14 protein-coding genes and 2 pseudogenes are annotated in these 14,152 nt (G+C 70.0%); 9 read left to right on the top strand and 7 right to left on the bottom strand.

Annotated elements, in window-relative coordinates:
• Window positions 1-164 precede the first annotated feature (164 nt).
• Complete coding sequence (locus tag ALI22I_RS12050) at window positions 165-1,307, bottom strand: acyl-CoA dehydrogenase family protein (RefSeq protein ID WP_077005554.1); 1,143 nt, start codon at window positions 1,305-1,307, stop codon at window positions 165-167.
• A gap of 108 nt (window positions 1,308-1,415) precedes the next feature.
• Here ALI22I_RS12050 and ALI22I_RS12045 point away from each other — a divergent pair, with 108 nt between their 5' ends.
• From ALI22I_RS12045 to ALI22I_RS12035, 3 genes are all read left to right on the top strand, one after another.
• Entirely contained in the window at window positions 1,416-2,012 is a 597-nt protein-coding gene (locus tag ALI22I_RS12045) for a TetR/AcrR family transcriptional regulator (protein WP_077005553.1), read from the top strand.
• A complete protein-coding gene (locus tag ALI22I_RS12040; protein ID WP_077005552.1) occupies window positions 2,009-2,947 on the top strand; it encodes a carbohydrate kinase family protein in 939 nt (312 codons plus the stop codon). The genes ALI22I_RS12045 and ALI22I_RS12040 overlap by 4 nt, the downstream gene beginning before the upstream one ends.
• Window positions 2,948-3,216: 269 nt before the next feature.
• A complete protein-coding gene (locus ALI22I_RS12035) occupies window positions 3,217-4,530 on the top strand; it encodes a citrate synthase (protein WP_077005551.1) in 1,314 nt (437 codons plus the stop codon).
• A 157-nt stretch (window positions 4,531-4,687) separates the two neighbouring features.
• Here ALI22I_RS12035 and ALI22I_RS12030 read toward each other — a convergent pair whose 3' ends face one another.
• From ALI22I_RS12030 to ALI22I_RS12020, 3 genes are read right to left on the bottom strand one after another with little or no spacing between them, the layout of a single operon-like run.
• Entirely contained in the window at window positions 4,688-5,875 is a 1,188-nt protein-coding gene (locus ALI22I_RS12030) for an ABC transporter permease (protein ID WP_077005550.1), read from the bottom strand.
• Entirely contained in the window at window positions 5,872-6,783 is a 912-nt protein-coding gene (locus tag ALI22I_RS12025; RefSeq protein WP_077005549.1) for an ABC transporter ATP-binding protein, read from the bottom strand. The genes ALI22I_RS12030 and ALI22I_RS12025 overlap by 4 nt, the downstream gene beginning before the upstream one ends.
• 33 nt (window positions 6,784-6,816) lie before the next feature.
• Complete coding sequence (locus tag ALI22I_RS12020; RefSeq protein ID WP_077005548.1) at window positions 6,817-7,080, bottom strand: helix-turn-helix transcriptional regulator; 264 nt, start codon at window positions 7,078-7,080, stop codon at window positions 6,817-6,819.
• Window positions 7,081-7,274: 194 nt separating this feature from the next.
• On the opposite strand from ALI22I_RS12020, the gene ALI22I_RS12015 reads away from it, so the two are divergent.
• Genes ALI22I_RS12015 through ALI22I_RS54615 form a run of 3 tightly spaced genes read left to right on the top strand, consistent with a single transcriptional unit; the run spans window position 7,275 to window position 9,669 of the window.
• Window positions 7,275-7,718, top strand: coding sequence for a YbaB/EbfC family nucleoid-associated protein (locus ALI22I_RS12015; RefSeq protein WP_077005644.1), 444 nt, complete (start codon window positions 7,275-7,277; stop codon window positions 7,716-7,718).
• 11 nt (window positions 7,719-7,729) lie between these two features.
• The gene (locus tag ALI22I_RS12010; RefSeq protein WP_077005547.1) at window positions 7,730-8,044 is read left to right on the top strand and encodes a type VII secretion target; all 315 of its coding nucleotides are present in this window, start codon (window positions 7,730-7,732) and stop codon (window positions 8,042-8,044) included.
• Window positions 8,041-9,669: a WXG100 family type VII secretion target gene (locus ALI22I_RS54615; RefSeq protein WP_077005546.1), complete on the top strand. Its 1,629-nt coding sequence runs from the start codon at window positions 8,041-8,043 to the stop codon at window positions 9,667-9,669. Before ALI22I_RS12010 ends, ALI22I_RS54615 begins: the two co-directional genes overlap by 4 nt.
• Before the next feature lie 199 nt (window positions 9,670-9,868).
• Here ALI22I_RS54615 and ALI22I_RS12000 read toward each other — a convergent pair whose 3' ends face one another.
• The gene (locus ALI22I_RS12000; RefSeq protein WP_083751657.1) at window positions 9,869-11,389 is read right to left on the bottom strand and encodes a glycerol-3-phosphate dehydrogenase/oxidase; all 1,521 of its coding nucleotides are present in this window, start codon (window positions 11,387-11,389) and stop codon (window positions 9,869-9,871) included.
• Window positions 11,386-11,952, bottom strand: coding sequence for a TetR/AcrR family transcriptional regulator (locus ALI22I_RS11995; RefSeq protein ID WP_077005545.1), 567 nt, complete (start codon window positions 11,950-11,952; stop codon window positions 11,386-11,388). The genes ALI22I_RS12000 and ALI22I_RS11995 overlap by 4 nt, the downstream gene beginning before the upstream one ends.
• On the opposite strand from ALI22I_RS11995, the pseudogene ALI22I_RS55565 reads away from it, so the two are divergent.
• The 3 genes and pseudogenes from ALI22I_RS55565 to ALI22I_RS11980 form a co-directional block, all read left to right on the top strand.
• Window positions 11,953-12,327 (top strand): annotated as a pseudogene (locus ALI22I_RS55565) (hypothetical protein); the annotation flags it as partial.
• 80 nt (window positions 12,328-12,407) lie between these two features.
• Window positions 12,408-12,725, top strand: a pseudogene (locus ALI22I_RS53510) (FAD-binding oxidoreductase); the annotation flags it as partial.
• The gene (locus tag ALI22I_RS11980; RefSeq protein ID WP_143532152.1) at window positions 12,715-13,911 is read left to right on the top strand and encodes an amidohydrolase; all 1,197 of its coding nucleotides are present in this window, start codon (window positions 12,715-12,717) and stop codon (window positions 13,909-13,911) included. The pseudogene ALI22I_RS53510 and the gene ALI22I_RS11980, both read left to right, overlap by 11 nt.
• Here ALI22I_RS11980 and ALI22I_RS11975 read toward each other — a convergent pair.
• Window positions 13,908-14,135, bottom strand: a complete 228-nt coding sequence (locus tag ALI22I_RS11975) for a hypothetical protein (protein WP_077005544.1) — start codon at window positions 14,133-14,135, stop codon at window positions 13,908-13,910. The genes ALI22I_RS11980 and ALI22I_RS11975 overlap by 4 nt on opposite strands.
• Window positions 14,136-14,152: the final 17 nt, after the last annotated feature.

Genomic DNA, 14,152 nt, shown 5'->3' with positions numbered 1-14,152 from the left:
CCGAGTTGAACACTCAGGACAGTCGCCGACGTTCTGAGCGTTGAATTCGGGTGTTCTGAACGTAGGACACGCGCGTTCTGGACGTAGGACACGCGTGTTCTGAACGTAGGACACGCGCGTTCTGAATGTTGGACACGCGCGACTTGGGGGTTCGACTCCCGGGGTCAGTGGCGGAGGTCGCGGCCGATGACGAGGCGTTGGATTTGGTTGGTGCCTTCGAAGATCTGGAGGACCTTGGCCTCGCGCATGTAGCGCTCCACGGGGAAGTCGCGGGTGTAGCCGGCGCCACCCAGGACTTGGACGGCGTCGGTGGTGACCTTCATCGCGGTGTCGGTGCAGATCAGTTTCGCGATCGCGGCCTGGCGGCGGAACGGGAGGCCGCGGTCGCGGCGGCGGGCGGCTTCCAGGTAGGTGGCGCGGGCGGATTCGACGGCGGCGGCCATGTCGGCGAGCAGGAATTCCAGGCCCTGGAAGTCGATGATCGGACGGCCGAACTGGGTGCGCTGCTTGGCGTACGCGACGGCTTCGTCCATCGCCGCCTGCGCCAGACCGACGCCGCACGCGGCGATGCCGAGACGGCCGGAGTCCAAAGCGGACAGTGCGATCTTCAGGCCGTCGCCCTCCTCGCCGATCAAGCGGTCGGGGGAGAGGCGGACGTTGTCGAACAGCAGTTGCGCGGTGATCGAACCGGTGAGGCCCATCTTGCGCTCGGGCTTCGCCGCGGTGAGGCCGTCGGCCTGGCCGGGGGCGAAGAAGCAGCTGATGCCCTTGCCGCCGTCGTCGGACGTGCGGGCCATCAACGTGTAGAAGTCGGCCACGCCGGCATGTGTGATCCACGCCTTGGTGCCGGTGACGGAGTAGTCGTCGTCCGACCGCACGGCACGGGTGGACAGCGCGCCCGCGTCCGAACCGGCGTGCGTCTCGGACAGCGCGTACCCGCCCAGGTAGTCGCCCCCGACGACGTCCGGCAGCCAGCGTTCCTGCTGCGCCTCGCTGCCGAACGTCGCCAGCGCGTAGCTCGACATGATGTGCACCGAGAGCCCGACGCCGACCGACATCCACGCCGACGCGACTTCCTCCAACGCCTGCAAGTACACCTCGTACGGCTGCTCGCCGCCGCCGAACCGCTCCGGGTACGGCAGGCCCAGCAGGCCGATCTTGCCCAGCAGCCGGAACTTGTCGCGCGGGAACCGCTCGTGCTCCTCGGCCTCGGCCGCGTGCGGCGCGAGTTCGTCGCGGGCGATCTCGCGGACCAGCGCGAGCAGGTCCTCGGCCTCGGTGGTGGGCAGCAGGCGCTCGGCGGGCATCGTCGACCTCCGGTACGGCTTGTGGCCGTCTGTTCGTAGAGTACTGTTCACAGTACTGTAGGACGTACTCCAGTACTGTTGCCAGTCACTGTGACAGAGTTGCCGCCTATGACCTCGATCGTGCGCAGACCGCCGACGCCCAGGCAGGTGGAGCTGCTGGGCCGGCTTGAGGCGCTCGTGCTCGCCGAGGGGTTCGCGCACTTCACGTTGGACGACCTCGCCGCACGCCTGCACTGCTCCAAGTCCACGCTCTACGCGCTGGCCGCGAGCAAGGAACAGCTGGCCGTGCGCGTCGTCGGCCGGTACTTCAAGGGCGCGGCCGAGCGGATCGAGCAGCGCATCGCCGACGTCAAGGACGTGCGCGCCCGCGTCGGCACGTACCTCGCGGGCGCGGCGGAGGAGCTGCGGCGGGCGTCGGCGCAGTTCATCAACGACGTGTCCGCGTTCGCCCCCACGCGCACCACCTACGAGCGCAACGCGCGTGCGGCGGCCGAGCGGATTCGCGAGTTCATCCAGGAGGGTGTCAGCGACGGGGTGTTCCGGGACGTGCATGCGACCCTGATCGCGGAAATGGCCGGTCTGCTCATCGAGGGCATCCAGACCGGTGTGCTGCCCCGGCGCGCGGGTGTGTCGGACGCCGAGGCGTTCACCGCGCTGGGTGAACTACTGCTGGACGGGTTGCGGAGAGAACGGAGCCAGTCGTGATCGTCGTTGCTGGTGAGGCGCTGGTCGACCTGGTGCCCACGCCCGAGGGGAACCTGGCGCCGAGGCTGGGCGGCGGGCCGTACAACGTGGCCGTGGCCGCCGGGCGGCTCGAAGCGCCGGTGAGCTTCCTGTCCCGGGTGTCGTCCGACCTGTTCGGCGACCGGCTGATCGAGCGGCTGCACGCGTCCGGCGTGCGGACCGACCTCGTGCAGCGCAGCGACCAGCCCACGACGTTGGCCGTGGTCGGTCTGGCCGACGACGGGTCCGCGCGCTACTCGTTCTACGTCGAGGGCACCGCGGACCGCCAGGTGACCGATCCGGGGCCGCTGCCCGCCGGGACCAAGGCGGTGTCCTTCGGGACGCTGTCGATGGTCCTGGAGCCGGGCGCGAGCACCTACGAGCGGGTGCTGTGGCGCGAGGCCGAACGCGGCGCGCTCACCGTGCTGGACCCGAACATCCGGGTGGGCCTGATCCACGACCCCATGGCGTATCGGGACCGTTACGACTCGTGGCTGCCGCACGTGGGCCTGCTGAAGGTTTCCGTGGAAGACGCGCGGTGGCTGGCCGAGCTCCCCGCCGACGCGCCCGAGGACGAGGTGCTGGAGGTCGCGCGCGACTGGCAGGGCGCCGGGCCGGCCGCGGTCGTGCTGACGCGCGGCGGCGACGGGCTGGCCGTGCTGACGTCCGCCGGTGACGTGATTCGCGTCCCACCGACCCCCGTGGACGTCGTCGACACCATCGGCGCGGGCGACACCGTGCAGGGCGCTCTGCTCGCCTGGCTGCACGACCACGACGCGCTGTCCGTAGAGGCAGTCCGAGGTCTGGACGCCGGGAAGTGGGCCGAGGCGCTGGCCTACGCGGGCGCCGCGGCGGCCATCACGTGCTCCCGGGCGGGCGCGGAGCCACCCTTCAAACGCGAGCTGGAGATGACCTAGCTCTCACCCCGTGTGAGGTGGAGGAACAGCCCGAAAGGGCTACGGTGGTTGAACGCACGCTAGCCACCCATGCATCCGGATGTGATGCCGGTCCCATCTCGCAGAATCGGTTCATACCGCGCCTGTGTGGTGGGTCGTCCGCTGACTAGCGTGGGAGAACTGACAGGACCCCAACGGGGTGGTGCTGCGGTGCGGGGCGATCCCACGCCCGCGCGCAGGCGTGCGAGACCCGCATGAGCCACCCCGCCCTAGCGTGAGAGGGACTCTGCATGCCCGACGCGACGACTGCGCCGACTGATACCCGTACCGTCGCGCTGCGCCATCCGGGCGGAGAGCACGAGATGAAGGTAGTACCGGCCACCGAAGGTGCGCCCGGTATCGATCTCGGCAAGCTGTTGGCCACCACCGGCTTGGTCACCCTGGACAGCGGGTTCGTCAACACCGCGTCCTGCTCCTCCGAGATCACCTACATCGACGGTGACGCGGGCATCCTGCGCTACCGCGGCTACCCGATCGAGCAGCTCGCCGAGAAGTCCAACTTCTTGGAGGTCAGCTACCTGCTGATCTACGGCGAGCTGCCGACCCAGGCCCAGCAGGAGGAGTTCTCCTCCAAGATCAGCCGGCACACGCTGCTGCACGAAGACCTGAAACGGTTCTTCGACGGCTTCCCGCGTGACGCCCACCCCATGCCCGTGCTGTCCTCGGCGGTGTCCGCGCTGTCGACGTTCTACCAGGACAGCCTCAGCCCGTTCGACGCCAACCAGGTGGAGATCTCCACGATCCGCCTGCTGGCCAAGGTTCCCACCATCGCGGCCTACGCCTACAAGAAGTCCGTGGGCCAGCCGTTCCTGTACCCGGACAACTCCCTGGGTCTGGTGGACAACTTCCTGCGCATGACGTTCGGCTTCCCGGCCGAGCCGTACGACGTCGACCCCGATCTGGTGCGGGCGCTCGACTTGCTGTTCGTGCTGCACGCCGACCACGAGCAGAACTGCTCCACCTCGACGGTGCGGCTGGTCGGGTCGTCGGAGGCGAACCTGTTCGCGTCCATCTCGGCCGGCATCAACGCGCTGTTCGGCCCGCTGCACGGCGGCGCGAACTCCGCGGTGCTGGAGATGCTGGAGAAGATCCGGCGCGAGGGCGGTGACGTCTCCGCGTTCGTGAACAAGGTCAAGAACAAGGAGGACGGCGTCCGCCTGATGGGCTTCGGCCACCGGGTCTACAAGAACTACGACCCGCGTGCCGCGATCATCAAGAAGACCGCCGACGAGATCCTGGGCAAGCTCGGCGCTTCCGACGAGCTGCTCGACATCGCGAAGAAGCTCGAAGAGACGGCGCTCGCCGACGACTACTTCGTCGAGCGCAAGCTGTACCCGAACGTCGACTTCTACACCGGCCTGATCTACCGGGCCATGGGCTTCCCGACGAAGTTCTTCACCGTGCTGTTCGCGCTGGGCCGGCTGCCCGGCTGGATCGCCCACTGGCGCGAGATGATCCAGGACCCGGCCACCAAGATCGGCCGCCCGCGGCAGGTCTACGTCGGCTCCCCGGAGCGCAACTTCGTGCCGCTCGACCAGCGCTGACTCCGTTTAGCGTTTCAACGCTGACAACCGGTACACCGAAGGCCCGCACCGTTCGTCCGGTGCGGGCCTTTTCGTCGGTGTGGAAGGAAGGTCCTGTCCTTCGTGCGGTCCGGGCCTGTGGGCAACTAAGGGGGTATGAGCCTGCCCGCCAAGGGGATTACCTCAACACATCCCGCAAACGGACGCGGGCACCCGTGCGCAGGACGGCGTTCGAGTAGACCTTGCCGCCCAGCCAGGTGATCGCCGCGACCGCGACGAGCGCGAGCGCGATCGCCACCAGCACCTGCCACGTCGGCGCGACACCCATCGCCATCCGGCCCGGCATCAGGATCGGCGCGAACGGCGGCAGCAGCGACAGCACCACCACCGCGGACCCGGTCGGGTCGCTGATCATCAGGTTGATGCCGACCACGAACGCCACCACGATCGCCATGCTGATCGGCGTCAGCACCGACTGCAACTCCTCCTGCCGCGACACCAGGGACGCCGCCGCCGCGAAAATGGTGGCGTACAAGAAGAACCCGAGCACGTACCACAGCAGACCGGTGGCCAACGCCGCGCCGGCCACGTCCGCGACGTCGATCACCCCGGACACCGACGACAGCACCAGCCCGATGCCGCCGATCAGCGCCAGTTGCAGCAACCCCACCGCGCCCAGTCCGACGACCTTGCCCGACAGCAGCTGCCACGGCCGCAGCGTTGCCAGCAGGATCTCCACCACCCGGCTGGACTTCTCCTCCACCACGCCCTGCGCGACCATCGTCCCGTAGACCAGCAGCGAGTAGTACAGCAGCGCCGCGATCACCAGGCCGATCGCCAGCCGTTGGCCCTTCTGGGTGTCCTCCGGCTCCAGCGTCACCACGTCGACGCCCGCGCGCTCCACGTTCCGCGCCACCACGTCCGGGTTCAGCCCCGCCTCGGCCAGCTGCGCGTTGAGGACCTGTTGCTTGACGATCAGGTCGATCGAGTTGCGCAGCTCGTCGCTCAACGACTCCTTCACCACCACGCGCAGGTCGTCCGCCGCGCCGGTGACCAGTGCGTCCACCTCACCCGACCGGACCTGTTCCTCGGCCGCCACCGGATCGGTGACGTCGACCGTCTCCACCTCGCGGCCGAACGACGCGGCGGTCTGCTTCAACGGCTCCGCCAGCACCGTCGCCTGACCGCTCAACGCGACCCGGTCGCGGCCCGCGTCGTCGAACAGCACGGCCTGCAGCAGCACGTACCCCGCCATCAGGGCGACGATCACCAAGGTGCCCCACAGGAACGACTTCGTGCGCACCTTGCCCAGGAACTCCCGGCGCGCGACCAGGAACACCGCCCGGCCGGGGGTGAGGCTGTTCATGCCGCGGACTCCTCGGTCACCACGCTGCGGAACAACTCGGTCAGCGACGGGCGCTGCCGGGAGAACTCGTGCACGGGGCCCGTGTCCAGGGCGGCGCGCAACACCACCTGATCGTCGCCGTCCGGGGCCAGCTCCACCACCGTGCGACCGGCCGACGTGTGCGCCGACCGCACGCCGGGCAGGTGGTCGGCCCAGCCTGCTGGTGCCTGCGGGGCGTCCACGACCAGCCGCGACTCGCCGCCTGCGCGCAGTTCGTCCACCGGGCCGCACGCGACGAGCGTGCCGCTGCGCACGATGCCGACCCGGTCGCACAACCGCTCCACCAGGTCCAGCTGGTGGCTGGAGAACACCACGGGCACGCCGGCGGCGGCCTTCTCGCGCAGCACCTGGCTCATCACGTCCACCGCGACCGGGTCCAGGCCGGAGAACGGCTCGTCCAGCACCAGCACGTCCGGCTCGTGCACCAGCGCCGCCGCCAGCTGCACGCGTTGCTGGTTGCCGAGGCTGAGCTTCTGCACCTCGTCGTGCCTGCGGTCGCGCAGGCCGAGGCGGGCGATCCAGTTGTCCGCGGACCGGTGGGCGGCGTTGGTGGACATGCCGTGCAGCTCGGCCAGGTACACGAGCTGGTCGTGCACCTTCATCTTCGGGTAGAGGCCGCGCTCCTCGGGCATGTAGCCGATCCGGCGGCGGGTCTGGAAGGTGATCGGCTCGCCGTTCCACCGCACCTGGCCCGAGTCGGCGGCGAGCACGCCCAGCGCGATGCGCATCGTGGTGGTCTTGCCGGCCCCGTTGCTGCCGACGAACCCGAACAGCTCGCCCGCCCGCACGTCGAAGGTCATCCCGTCGAGCGCGACGACCTCCCCGTAGCGCTTGGAGACCCGGTCGATCTCCAGCACCCCCTCTGCCACGGTGCTCCCCTCCTGTTGTGACTGGCCGTAGACCTAGGCCGAGCCGTAGACCTGGCTGGACAGCGGTTCGAACGGACTGCGGCTGAACACGGCCTCCACGGGCAGACCGAACACGTCGCAGATCCTCATCGCCAGGTCGAGGCTGGGGTAGTGGTCGCCCCGCTCCAACGCGCCGATCGTCTGCGGGTTGACCTCCACCGCCTTGGCCAGCTCCACCCTCGTCAAACCCCGTTCGACCCTGAGCACCCCGATCCGGTTGTGGATGGGTTGCCCGGGGCCTCGACGCACCGGACTCATGCTACAAAGTGTTGCGAAAACCCAACAGATCGGCAAGTAAACAATTCACAGAATAGGCCGAACGGTGGTATCGGCAGGTCACGCGCCCGTAAATCACGTTTCAGTGAAACGATACGTCGCCGGGAACCGAATGGACTGTCGACGGGTCGAATGCGCAAGTAGGGCCGCAAGCCCCGTTGCCGTGAGGGGTGAACATGGAGCCGGACCAGTGGCTCGCGCAGTACGGAGAGAAGATCGACCAGGCCAAGCGGAACGCCGCCCAGGTCGAGACGCAGCTCGGGGGTGTCGGCGGCAGCGCGACGTCGCCGGACGGCCTGATCACGGTCAGTGTCAACGCTTCGGGCGCGTTGACGGGCCTGATCCTGCGCCCGCAACTGCGGGGTGAGGACCCGGAGCGGATCTCCGGCGCGATCATGACCGCCGTCGCGCAGGCGCAACGTGCCGCCGCGGGCAAGGTCGTCGAGATCATGACCGAGTTCGTCGGTGACAGCCCGGCGCTGGAGTTCGTGAAGGCGAAGATGCCGAACGGCTATTCGGGTGACGGCACGGATGCCGTGGAACCGGCACCCGAGATCCAGCGTCGAGACGTCAGGCCCGATGACGACTACTTCACCAACCCACCCGATGTCATGGCCTGAGCAGGGGGTAGATGACCATGTTCGACTCGTTCATCGTCGACCCGGACCAGATCCGGGCGCACGCTGGCACGGTCGACCAGTTGACGCAGCGGATGCTCTCGGCCACGAAGACCGCTGACCCGTCGCTGTCGACCGACGCCTTCGGTGTGTTCGGCGAGTTCCTGGCCGGGTTCCTGCTCAAGACGGCGGGTTCCTCCCAGGACATCCTCGGCCAGGCCACGGAGACCATCGCCGACATGTGCCAGGGCCTCAAGGAGGTCGCCGACCTCTACGAGAACGTCGACCTCGACAACGCGTTCGGCTTCACCGGAAGGGCACGGGGATGAACGCGCAAGCCACTACCCAGGGCCGCGACCCCTCGCACCTGATCAGCGACGTGCAGGGCACCGTCGCGGCGGTCGAGCGCGGCGACTGGGTGCAGGCCGGTCTCGGCATGGCGAACACCGCCATGGGCATCGTCGGCATGGCGAGCAACCCGCTGTCCGGCTTCCTGTCCGCCGGGTTCAGCTGGGCCATGCAGCACGTCGACTTCCTGCGCGAGCCGTTCGACGCGCTGCTGGGCAACCCGCAGGCGATCCAGAAGATGTCCGACAGCTGGTCGTCCGCGGCCAAGCAGATCGAGGGCATCGTCGCCGACTACCGGCGCACCTCCGAGCAGGAGACCCAGGGCTGGCGCGGTCGTTCCGCCGACGGCTACCGCGCGGCGAGCAAGAAGCACGCCGCCGGGCTGGAGACGCTGGCCAAGGCCACCAAGGGCATCTCCGGCGCGGCCAAGGGCGCGGGCGAGCTCGTCGCCACCGTGCGCAAGACCATCATGGACCTGATCAGCCAGGCCGTGTCGGACATGGTCATGAAGATCATCCAGTGGCTCGCGGCGTCGTTCCTGACCTTCGGGGCGGCCATCGGCGCGGCGATCGCGGACATCGTGCAGATGGCGTGCAACTACGCCAAGAAGCTCGCCGACTTCCTGCAGAAGCTCGGCAACTCGCTCAAGAAGCTGATCGACCTGATCAAGTCGGTCGCGCAGATCGCCCAGACCGCCAAGCAGATCCTCCAGGCGATCACCGCGATGACGTCGTCCAACAAGGGCGGCAGCGGCGGTGGCGGCTCGGGGCCGCGGTTGACGCAGGGCGGTGTCGGGCTGAACGACCGGCAGCTGGCCGACATGGACCGCGACACGGGCCAGCGCTTCACGGCCCCGCCGGGCGGCACGACCAACCCGTCCGGCTCGGGCGGTGGCGGCACGGGTGGTCCCGTGGTGAGCCGTCCGCCGACGGTGGGCGTGGGCTACGGGCCGGGCACGGACTCCGACGGGCGCTTCTACGCCGGTGGTCCGAGCGGGCCGGTGGTCAGCCGTCCGCCGACGGTCGGCACCGGTGGCGGTAGCGGTTCCGGTGGTGCCGCCGGTGGCCACTGGGAGCCGGGTCGCTGGGTGCCGGGCGGCAGCTCGACCGGTGGCCGGGTGCCCACGCCGCCGACGTTGGGCGGCACCACGGGCGGCACGACTCACGCGACGGGCGGGTCCGGCACGCCGGGCGTGCCCACGGTGCCGCCGGTGCGTCCGGTGTCGGCCGACCTGCCCACCATGCCGACCGGCGGTGGTTCGGGCGGCGGTGGTGGCGGCTTCGCCGGTGGTGGCGGTGGCGGCTTCGCGGGCGGCGGTGGCTCCGGCGGTGCCGGTGGCGGCGGCTCGACCCTCCAGGCCGGTGGCTCGTCCGGCGTGCTCGGTACCGCGGGCGGCCCGACCGCTGGTGCACCCGGCGCCGCGCCAGGTGCCGCCGGTGGACGTCCCGGTGGCGCCGGTGGCGGCATGGGCATGATGGGCGCGCCGATGATGGGCGCCCCCGGCCAGGGCGGCGACGGCAAGGACCACCAGCGCAAGGTCCGACTCGAAGGCGAACCCCTGATCGAGGAGCCGCCGAAGGCCGCAAAGCCGATCATCGGCGAGTGACCTGAACCCCAAGGGGGACCTCCACCCGGAGGTCCCCCTTTCTCATACCCCAACCCCGCCCATCCCGAACGTTCAACTCACCCGTTCTGAACGTTGGACACGCGCGTTCTGAACGTTGGACACGCGCGTGAGTCGAACCTTCAGGTCGCGTGAGTCGTACGTTCGCGTCGCGAGAGTCGAACGCTCAGGTAGGCCGAGTTCAACGTTCAGGTCGGGGTACGCGCGTCCTGAGTGTTGAACTCAGGAGGCCTGAGGGTTCGACTCTCGGGGTCTGGAGGTTCGACTCTCGGGGGGTGGGGGGTAGTTCTTGGGTTACTTGGTGGGTGGTGGTGGGTTCGGCGTGGGCGCGGTCGGTGGGGACTAGGCCGGTTCGGGTTCGGCGGTCCAGGACGTCGGCGGGGGTTAGGGCGCCTTCGTGATGGACGGCCCAGGCGATCTCGCCGATTTTGGCTACGTGGGGGGACTCGGTGCCGTAGTAGGGGATCAGGTGGGGTGGGCCGGTGGCGGGGCCCGCGCCTACTAGGGGGAGGTGGGCGGTGCGGGAGGGGACTGTGGTGAGGGCGGTGGCGTTTACGGCGTCGGCGGCCATGCGGCGGTAGGTGGTGAGTTTGCCGCCTACGACTGTGGTGATTCCGTCGTGGGTGAGGATCGCGTGGCGGCGGGAGAGGTCGGCGCTGGGGCCGTCGCCGGTGTCCAGGAGGGGGCGCAGGCCGGCGAACGTGCCCAGGACGTCGGCTTGGGTCAGGGGGCGTTGCAGGACTGAAGTGGCCACGGTCAGGAGGAAGTCCACATCGGACTGGGGGACCGTTGGTACGTCGGGGATCGGGCCGTCGAACGGTTCGTCGGTCAGGCCTATGTAGACGCGGCCGTCGCGTTGAGGGAGGAGTAGGGCGAAGCGGTTGCGGGCGTCGGGGATGGGGACGGTCAGGGCGGTGTTGGTGAGGCCGAGGGTGGAGGCGGAGAGGACCAGGTGGGAGCCGCGGGACGGGCGGAGTTTTACGTCCACCAGGTCGCCTGCCCAGACACCGGTGGCGTTCACGACGGCTCGTGCCTTGATGTGGAGTGCGGTGTTGGTGAGGGTGTCGGTCACGTGGGCGCCGTTGTTGGTCAGGGATGTGGCGCGGGCGCGGGTGATGATGCGGGCGCCGAAGCCGGCGGCGGTGCGGGCGAGGGCTACGACCAGGCGGGCGTCGTCGATCAGTTGGCCGTCGAAGCTCAGGAGGCCGCCGCGCAGGTCGGCACGGCGCAGGCCGGGAGCCAGGGCCAGGGCCTCTACGGCGGGCACGTGGCGCGGGGCGGGGAGGACGTGGGACGGGGTGCGGGCCAGGCGGCGCAGGACGTCGCCGGCACGTAGACCGGCCATGACGATCGGGGCGTGCGACTTGCCGTGCAGCGGCACCAGCTGTGGCAGCGCGCGGACCAGGTGCGGAGCGGTGCGGGTCATCAGGATGCCGCGTTCGACCGCGCTCTCGTAGGCCAGGCCGACCTCGCCCTGGGCCAGGTAACGCAGGCCGCCGTGGACGAGCTTGCTCGACCAGCGGGACGTGCCGAACGCGAGGTCGTGCGCCTCGACCAGGCACACCGACAGGCCGCGTGACGCGGCGTCCAGGGCGACGCCGGCACCGGTCACCCCGCCACCGACGACGAGCAGGTCGACGGGCGACGACGACACGTAGTCCAGGTCGGCGCGGCGGCGGGCGGCGTTCAGGGATGTGCTCATGACAGGGCCGCGTCCAGGTAGGTGGCCAGTTCGGCCAGCAGTTCCTCGAAGTCCAGGTCGGTGGTCGCGGGCCGGATCGACAGCACCAGCGACTGCGTGGTCAGCAGCACCAAGCGGGCCTGGGCGGCGGGAGAACCGGCGCGGATCGAGCCGTCCGCGTGGCCCGCTTCGATCTGCGCCACCAGGAACGCCTCGACCAGCTTCTGCGTGCTGCCGAGCCGCTGCACGAGGTACGGCAGCATCAGTTCGGCGTCCAGGTCGAGCACCCGGCGCATCAACGGGTCGGCGGCGAGCAGGCGGATGCTCGCGATGGCCTGCGCCACCAGCCGCTGCCTGGTGTTGTCCCCGGTGACCGTGATGCGCTGCAACAGCGCGGTGAACTCCCTGGTCATCAAGGCCCTGACCAGCGTCCCGACGTCCGGGAACCGGCGGTAGAGGGTCATCCGGCTGACGCCGGCGCGTTTGGCGATGTCCGTCAGCGTGGTGCGGCGGACCCCGACCTGGACCACGCAGTCGCGGGCCGCGTCGAGGAGCGCGTCATCACTGTGACGTTGAGACGTCATATGTCACACTGTAGCGGTGACCGAGCGCATCGACCACACCCTCCGGGGCAGTTGGACCTCCACCACCGGCGAGCTCCCGCCGCACGCCCTCAAGTGGCTTCGCGGGCGCACGGCCTCTCGGACGTCCGCACGCCGAGCCGTACGCCGGTCGTGCCGGAGTCGGCGTTGTCGGGTGCCGCGCGCGCCGCGTTGGACGCGGTGGTCGGGCCTGGTTACGTCCGGATGGACCACGATTCCCGGCTGGGACGCGTGGGCGGGCTGTCCTATGTGGACCTACTGCGGCAACGTGGTGACGGTGACCTGGCGGTGCCGGACGCGGTGGTGCTGCCCGCGTCACCCGCGCAGGTCGTCGAAGTGCTGAAGACGTGCGTCGAGCACGACGTGGCCGTGGTGCCGTTCGGCGGCGGCACGTCCGTCGTCGGCGGGGTGAACGCCCTGCGCGGCGACAAGGCGGCATCTCTCACGCTTACGAGACCGGCGCGTCGCTGTACTTCACCGCCCTGGCCGCACGGGACGCCACCGACCCGATCGGCCAGTGGCAGGTCGCCAAGGCCGCCGCGAGCGAGGCCATCACCGGGCTCGGCACGATCAGCCACCACCACGCGGTGGGCGCGGACCACGTGCCGTACCTGGAAGCGGAGATCGGCGCGCTCGGGGTGGACGTGCTGGCGTCCGTCAAGCGGACGCTCGACCCGACCGGGGTGCTCAATCCCGGAAAGCTCATCCCTGGAAAGTTCAACCCGGCGGAGCTAGCGTCGCCTGGTGACCGGTGACCTGCTGATCCGTTCCGTGCGGCCGTGGCCGAACCGCCCGGACGCACCCCTGGTCGACGTGCTCTGCGAGGGCGGGCACGTCGCGGCGTTCGCCCCGGACCTCGACCCGCCGCCCGCCGTGCCGGTGGTCGACGGCCGGGGCGGCGTGCTGCTGCCGGCGTTCACCGACGCGCACGCGCACCTCGACTCCACCCGGCTCGGCCTGCCGTTCCGCCCGCACAGCGCGGGCGACGGACTGTCCGAACTGATCGACAACGACCGTCGCAACTGGCGGTCCGCCGAGACGTCCGTCGCACAACGCGCCACCTACACACTCGCGCGCACGATCGCGAGCGGTGCGACGCACGTGCGCAGCCACGCGCAGGTGGACGTGGACTCCGGACTGGACAAGCTCGAAGGCGTGCTCGCAGCACGTGAGGAGCACTCCGGGCGGGCGCACGTCGAGGTGGTGGCGTTCCCGCAGTGCGGCATCCTGCGGGAGAAGGGGACCGCCGAACTGCTGGACGCGGCCCTGCGCGCGGGCGCGGACCTGGTCGGCGGGCTCGACCCGGCGGGCTACGACCGTGATCCGGTGCGGCACCTGGACGTCGTGTTCGGGCTGGCGGAGCGGCACCAGTGCGGGGTGGACGTGCACCTGCACGACGCCGGGTCGCTCGGCGCGTTCCAGGTGGAGTTGATCTGCGAACGCGTGCACGCGCTCGGCATGCAGGGACAGGTGACGATCAGCCACGCGTTCGCGCTGTCCACTGTGGACGCTGAGCGGCAGCGGGAGCTGGTGGAGCTGCTGGCACAGCAGGACGTCGCGGTGACCACGGTCGCGCCGGGTTCACGGGAACCGTTGCCGTTGCAGCAACTGAGGTGGGCGGGCGTGCGGGTCGGTCTCGGGCAGGACGGAATCCGCGACTACTGGTCGCCCTACGGCAACGGCGACATGCTGGAACGGGCCTGGCAGCTGGTCTACCGCAACGGGTTCCGCCGCGACGACCTGGTCGAGGTGTGCGCCGACATCGCCACGCGCGGCGGCGCGGCCGTCATGGGCCGGACCCTGGGGCTGACCGAGGGCGCACCCGCCGACCTGGTCGTGGTGCCGGGCGACACGGTGACCGCCGCCGTGATGGACCGCGCCCCGCGCACGCTGGTCGTGCACGCGGGACGCGTCGTCGCGGCCGACGGCGAGATCGTCTAACCGGCCACCTCCGCACTCTGCCGCCGGCTCGACTCCAGCGCCCGCAGCGCCTTCGTGTACGAGTCGACCCCGTCCTGGATCTCCTCGATCGACTCGCCGAGGATGCCGGACTCGCGCTCCGCGGCAATGCGTTCGAACAGGTGCAGCGGGATCACGGTCGCCCTGAACGCGCTCGGGCTGTTGGACCGGATCAGCGGAACCTGGCCGGAGATCGAGTCCACCACGTCCCGGAGGGCCTCTG

The organism is Saccharothrix sp. ALI-22-I (assembly GCF_001984175.1).
Taxonomy (GTDB): Bacteria; Actinomycetota; Actinomycetes; order Mycobacteriales; family Pseudonocardiaceae; genus Actinosynnema.
This window is presented reverse-complemented; position numbering and strand designations above follow the sequence as displayed.

What these genes read in the sequence shown, in the direction of transcription:
- ALI22I_RS54615 (WP_077005546.1), top strand. Translation starts at nt 8,041, where the DNA reads ATGAACGCGCAAGCCACTACCCAGGGCCGCGACCCCTCGCACCTGATC.
- ALI22I_RS12045 (WP_077005553.1), top strand. Translation starts at nt 1,416, where the DNA reads ATGACCTCGATCGTGCGCAGACCGCCGACGCCCAGGCAGGTGGAGCTG.
- ALI22I_RS12035 (WP_077005551.1), top strand. Translation starts at nt 3,217, where the DNA reads ATGCCCGACGCGACGACTGCGCCGACTGATACCCGTACCGTCGCGCTG.
- ALI22I_RS12030 (WP_077005550.1), bottom strand. Translation starts at nt 5,875, where the DNA reads ATGAACAGCCTCACCCCCGGCCGGGCGGTGTTCCTGGTCGCGCGCCGG.
- ALI22I_RS12000 (WP_083751657.1), bottom strand. Translation starts at nt 11,389, where the DNA reads ATGAGCACATCCCTGAACGCCGCCCGCCGCCGCGCCGACCTGGACTAC.
- ALI22I_RS11995 (WP_077005545.1), bottom strand. Translation starts at nt 11,952, where the DNA reads ATGACGTCTCAACGTCACAGTGATGACGCGCTCCTCGACGCGGCCCGC.
- ALI22I_RS12010 (WP_077005547.1), top strand. Translation starts at nt 7,730, where the DNA reads ATGACCATGTTCGACTCGTTCATCGTCGACCCGGACCAGATCCGGGCG.
- ALI22I_RS12050 (WP_077005554.1), bottom strand. Translation starts at nt 1,307, where the DNA reads ATGCCCGCCGAGCGCCTGCTGCCCACCACCGAGGCCGAGGACCTGCTC.
- ALI22I_RS12015 (WP_077005644.1), top strand. Translation starts at nt 7,275, where the DNA reads ATGGAGCCGGACCAGTGGCTCGCGCAGTACGGAGAGAAGATCGACCAG.
- ALI22I_RS12020 (WP_077005548.1), bottom strand. Translation starts at nt 7,080, where the DNA reads ATGAGTCCGGTGCGTCGAGGCCCCGGGCAACCCATCCACAACCGGATC.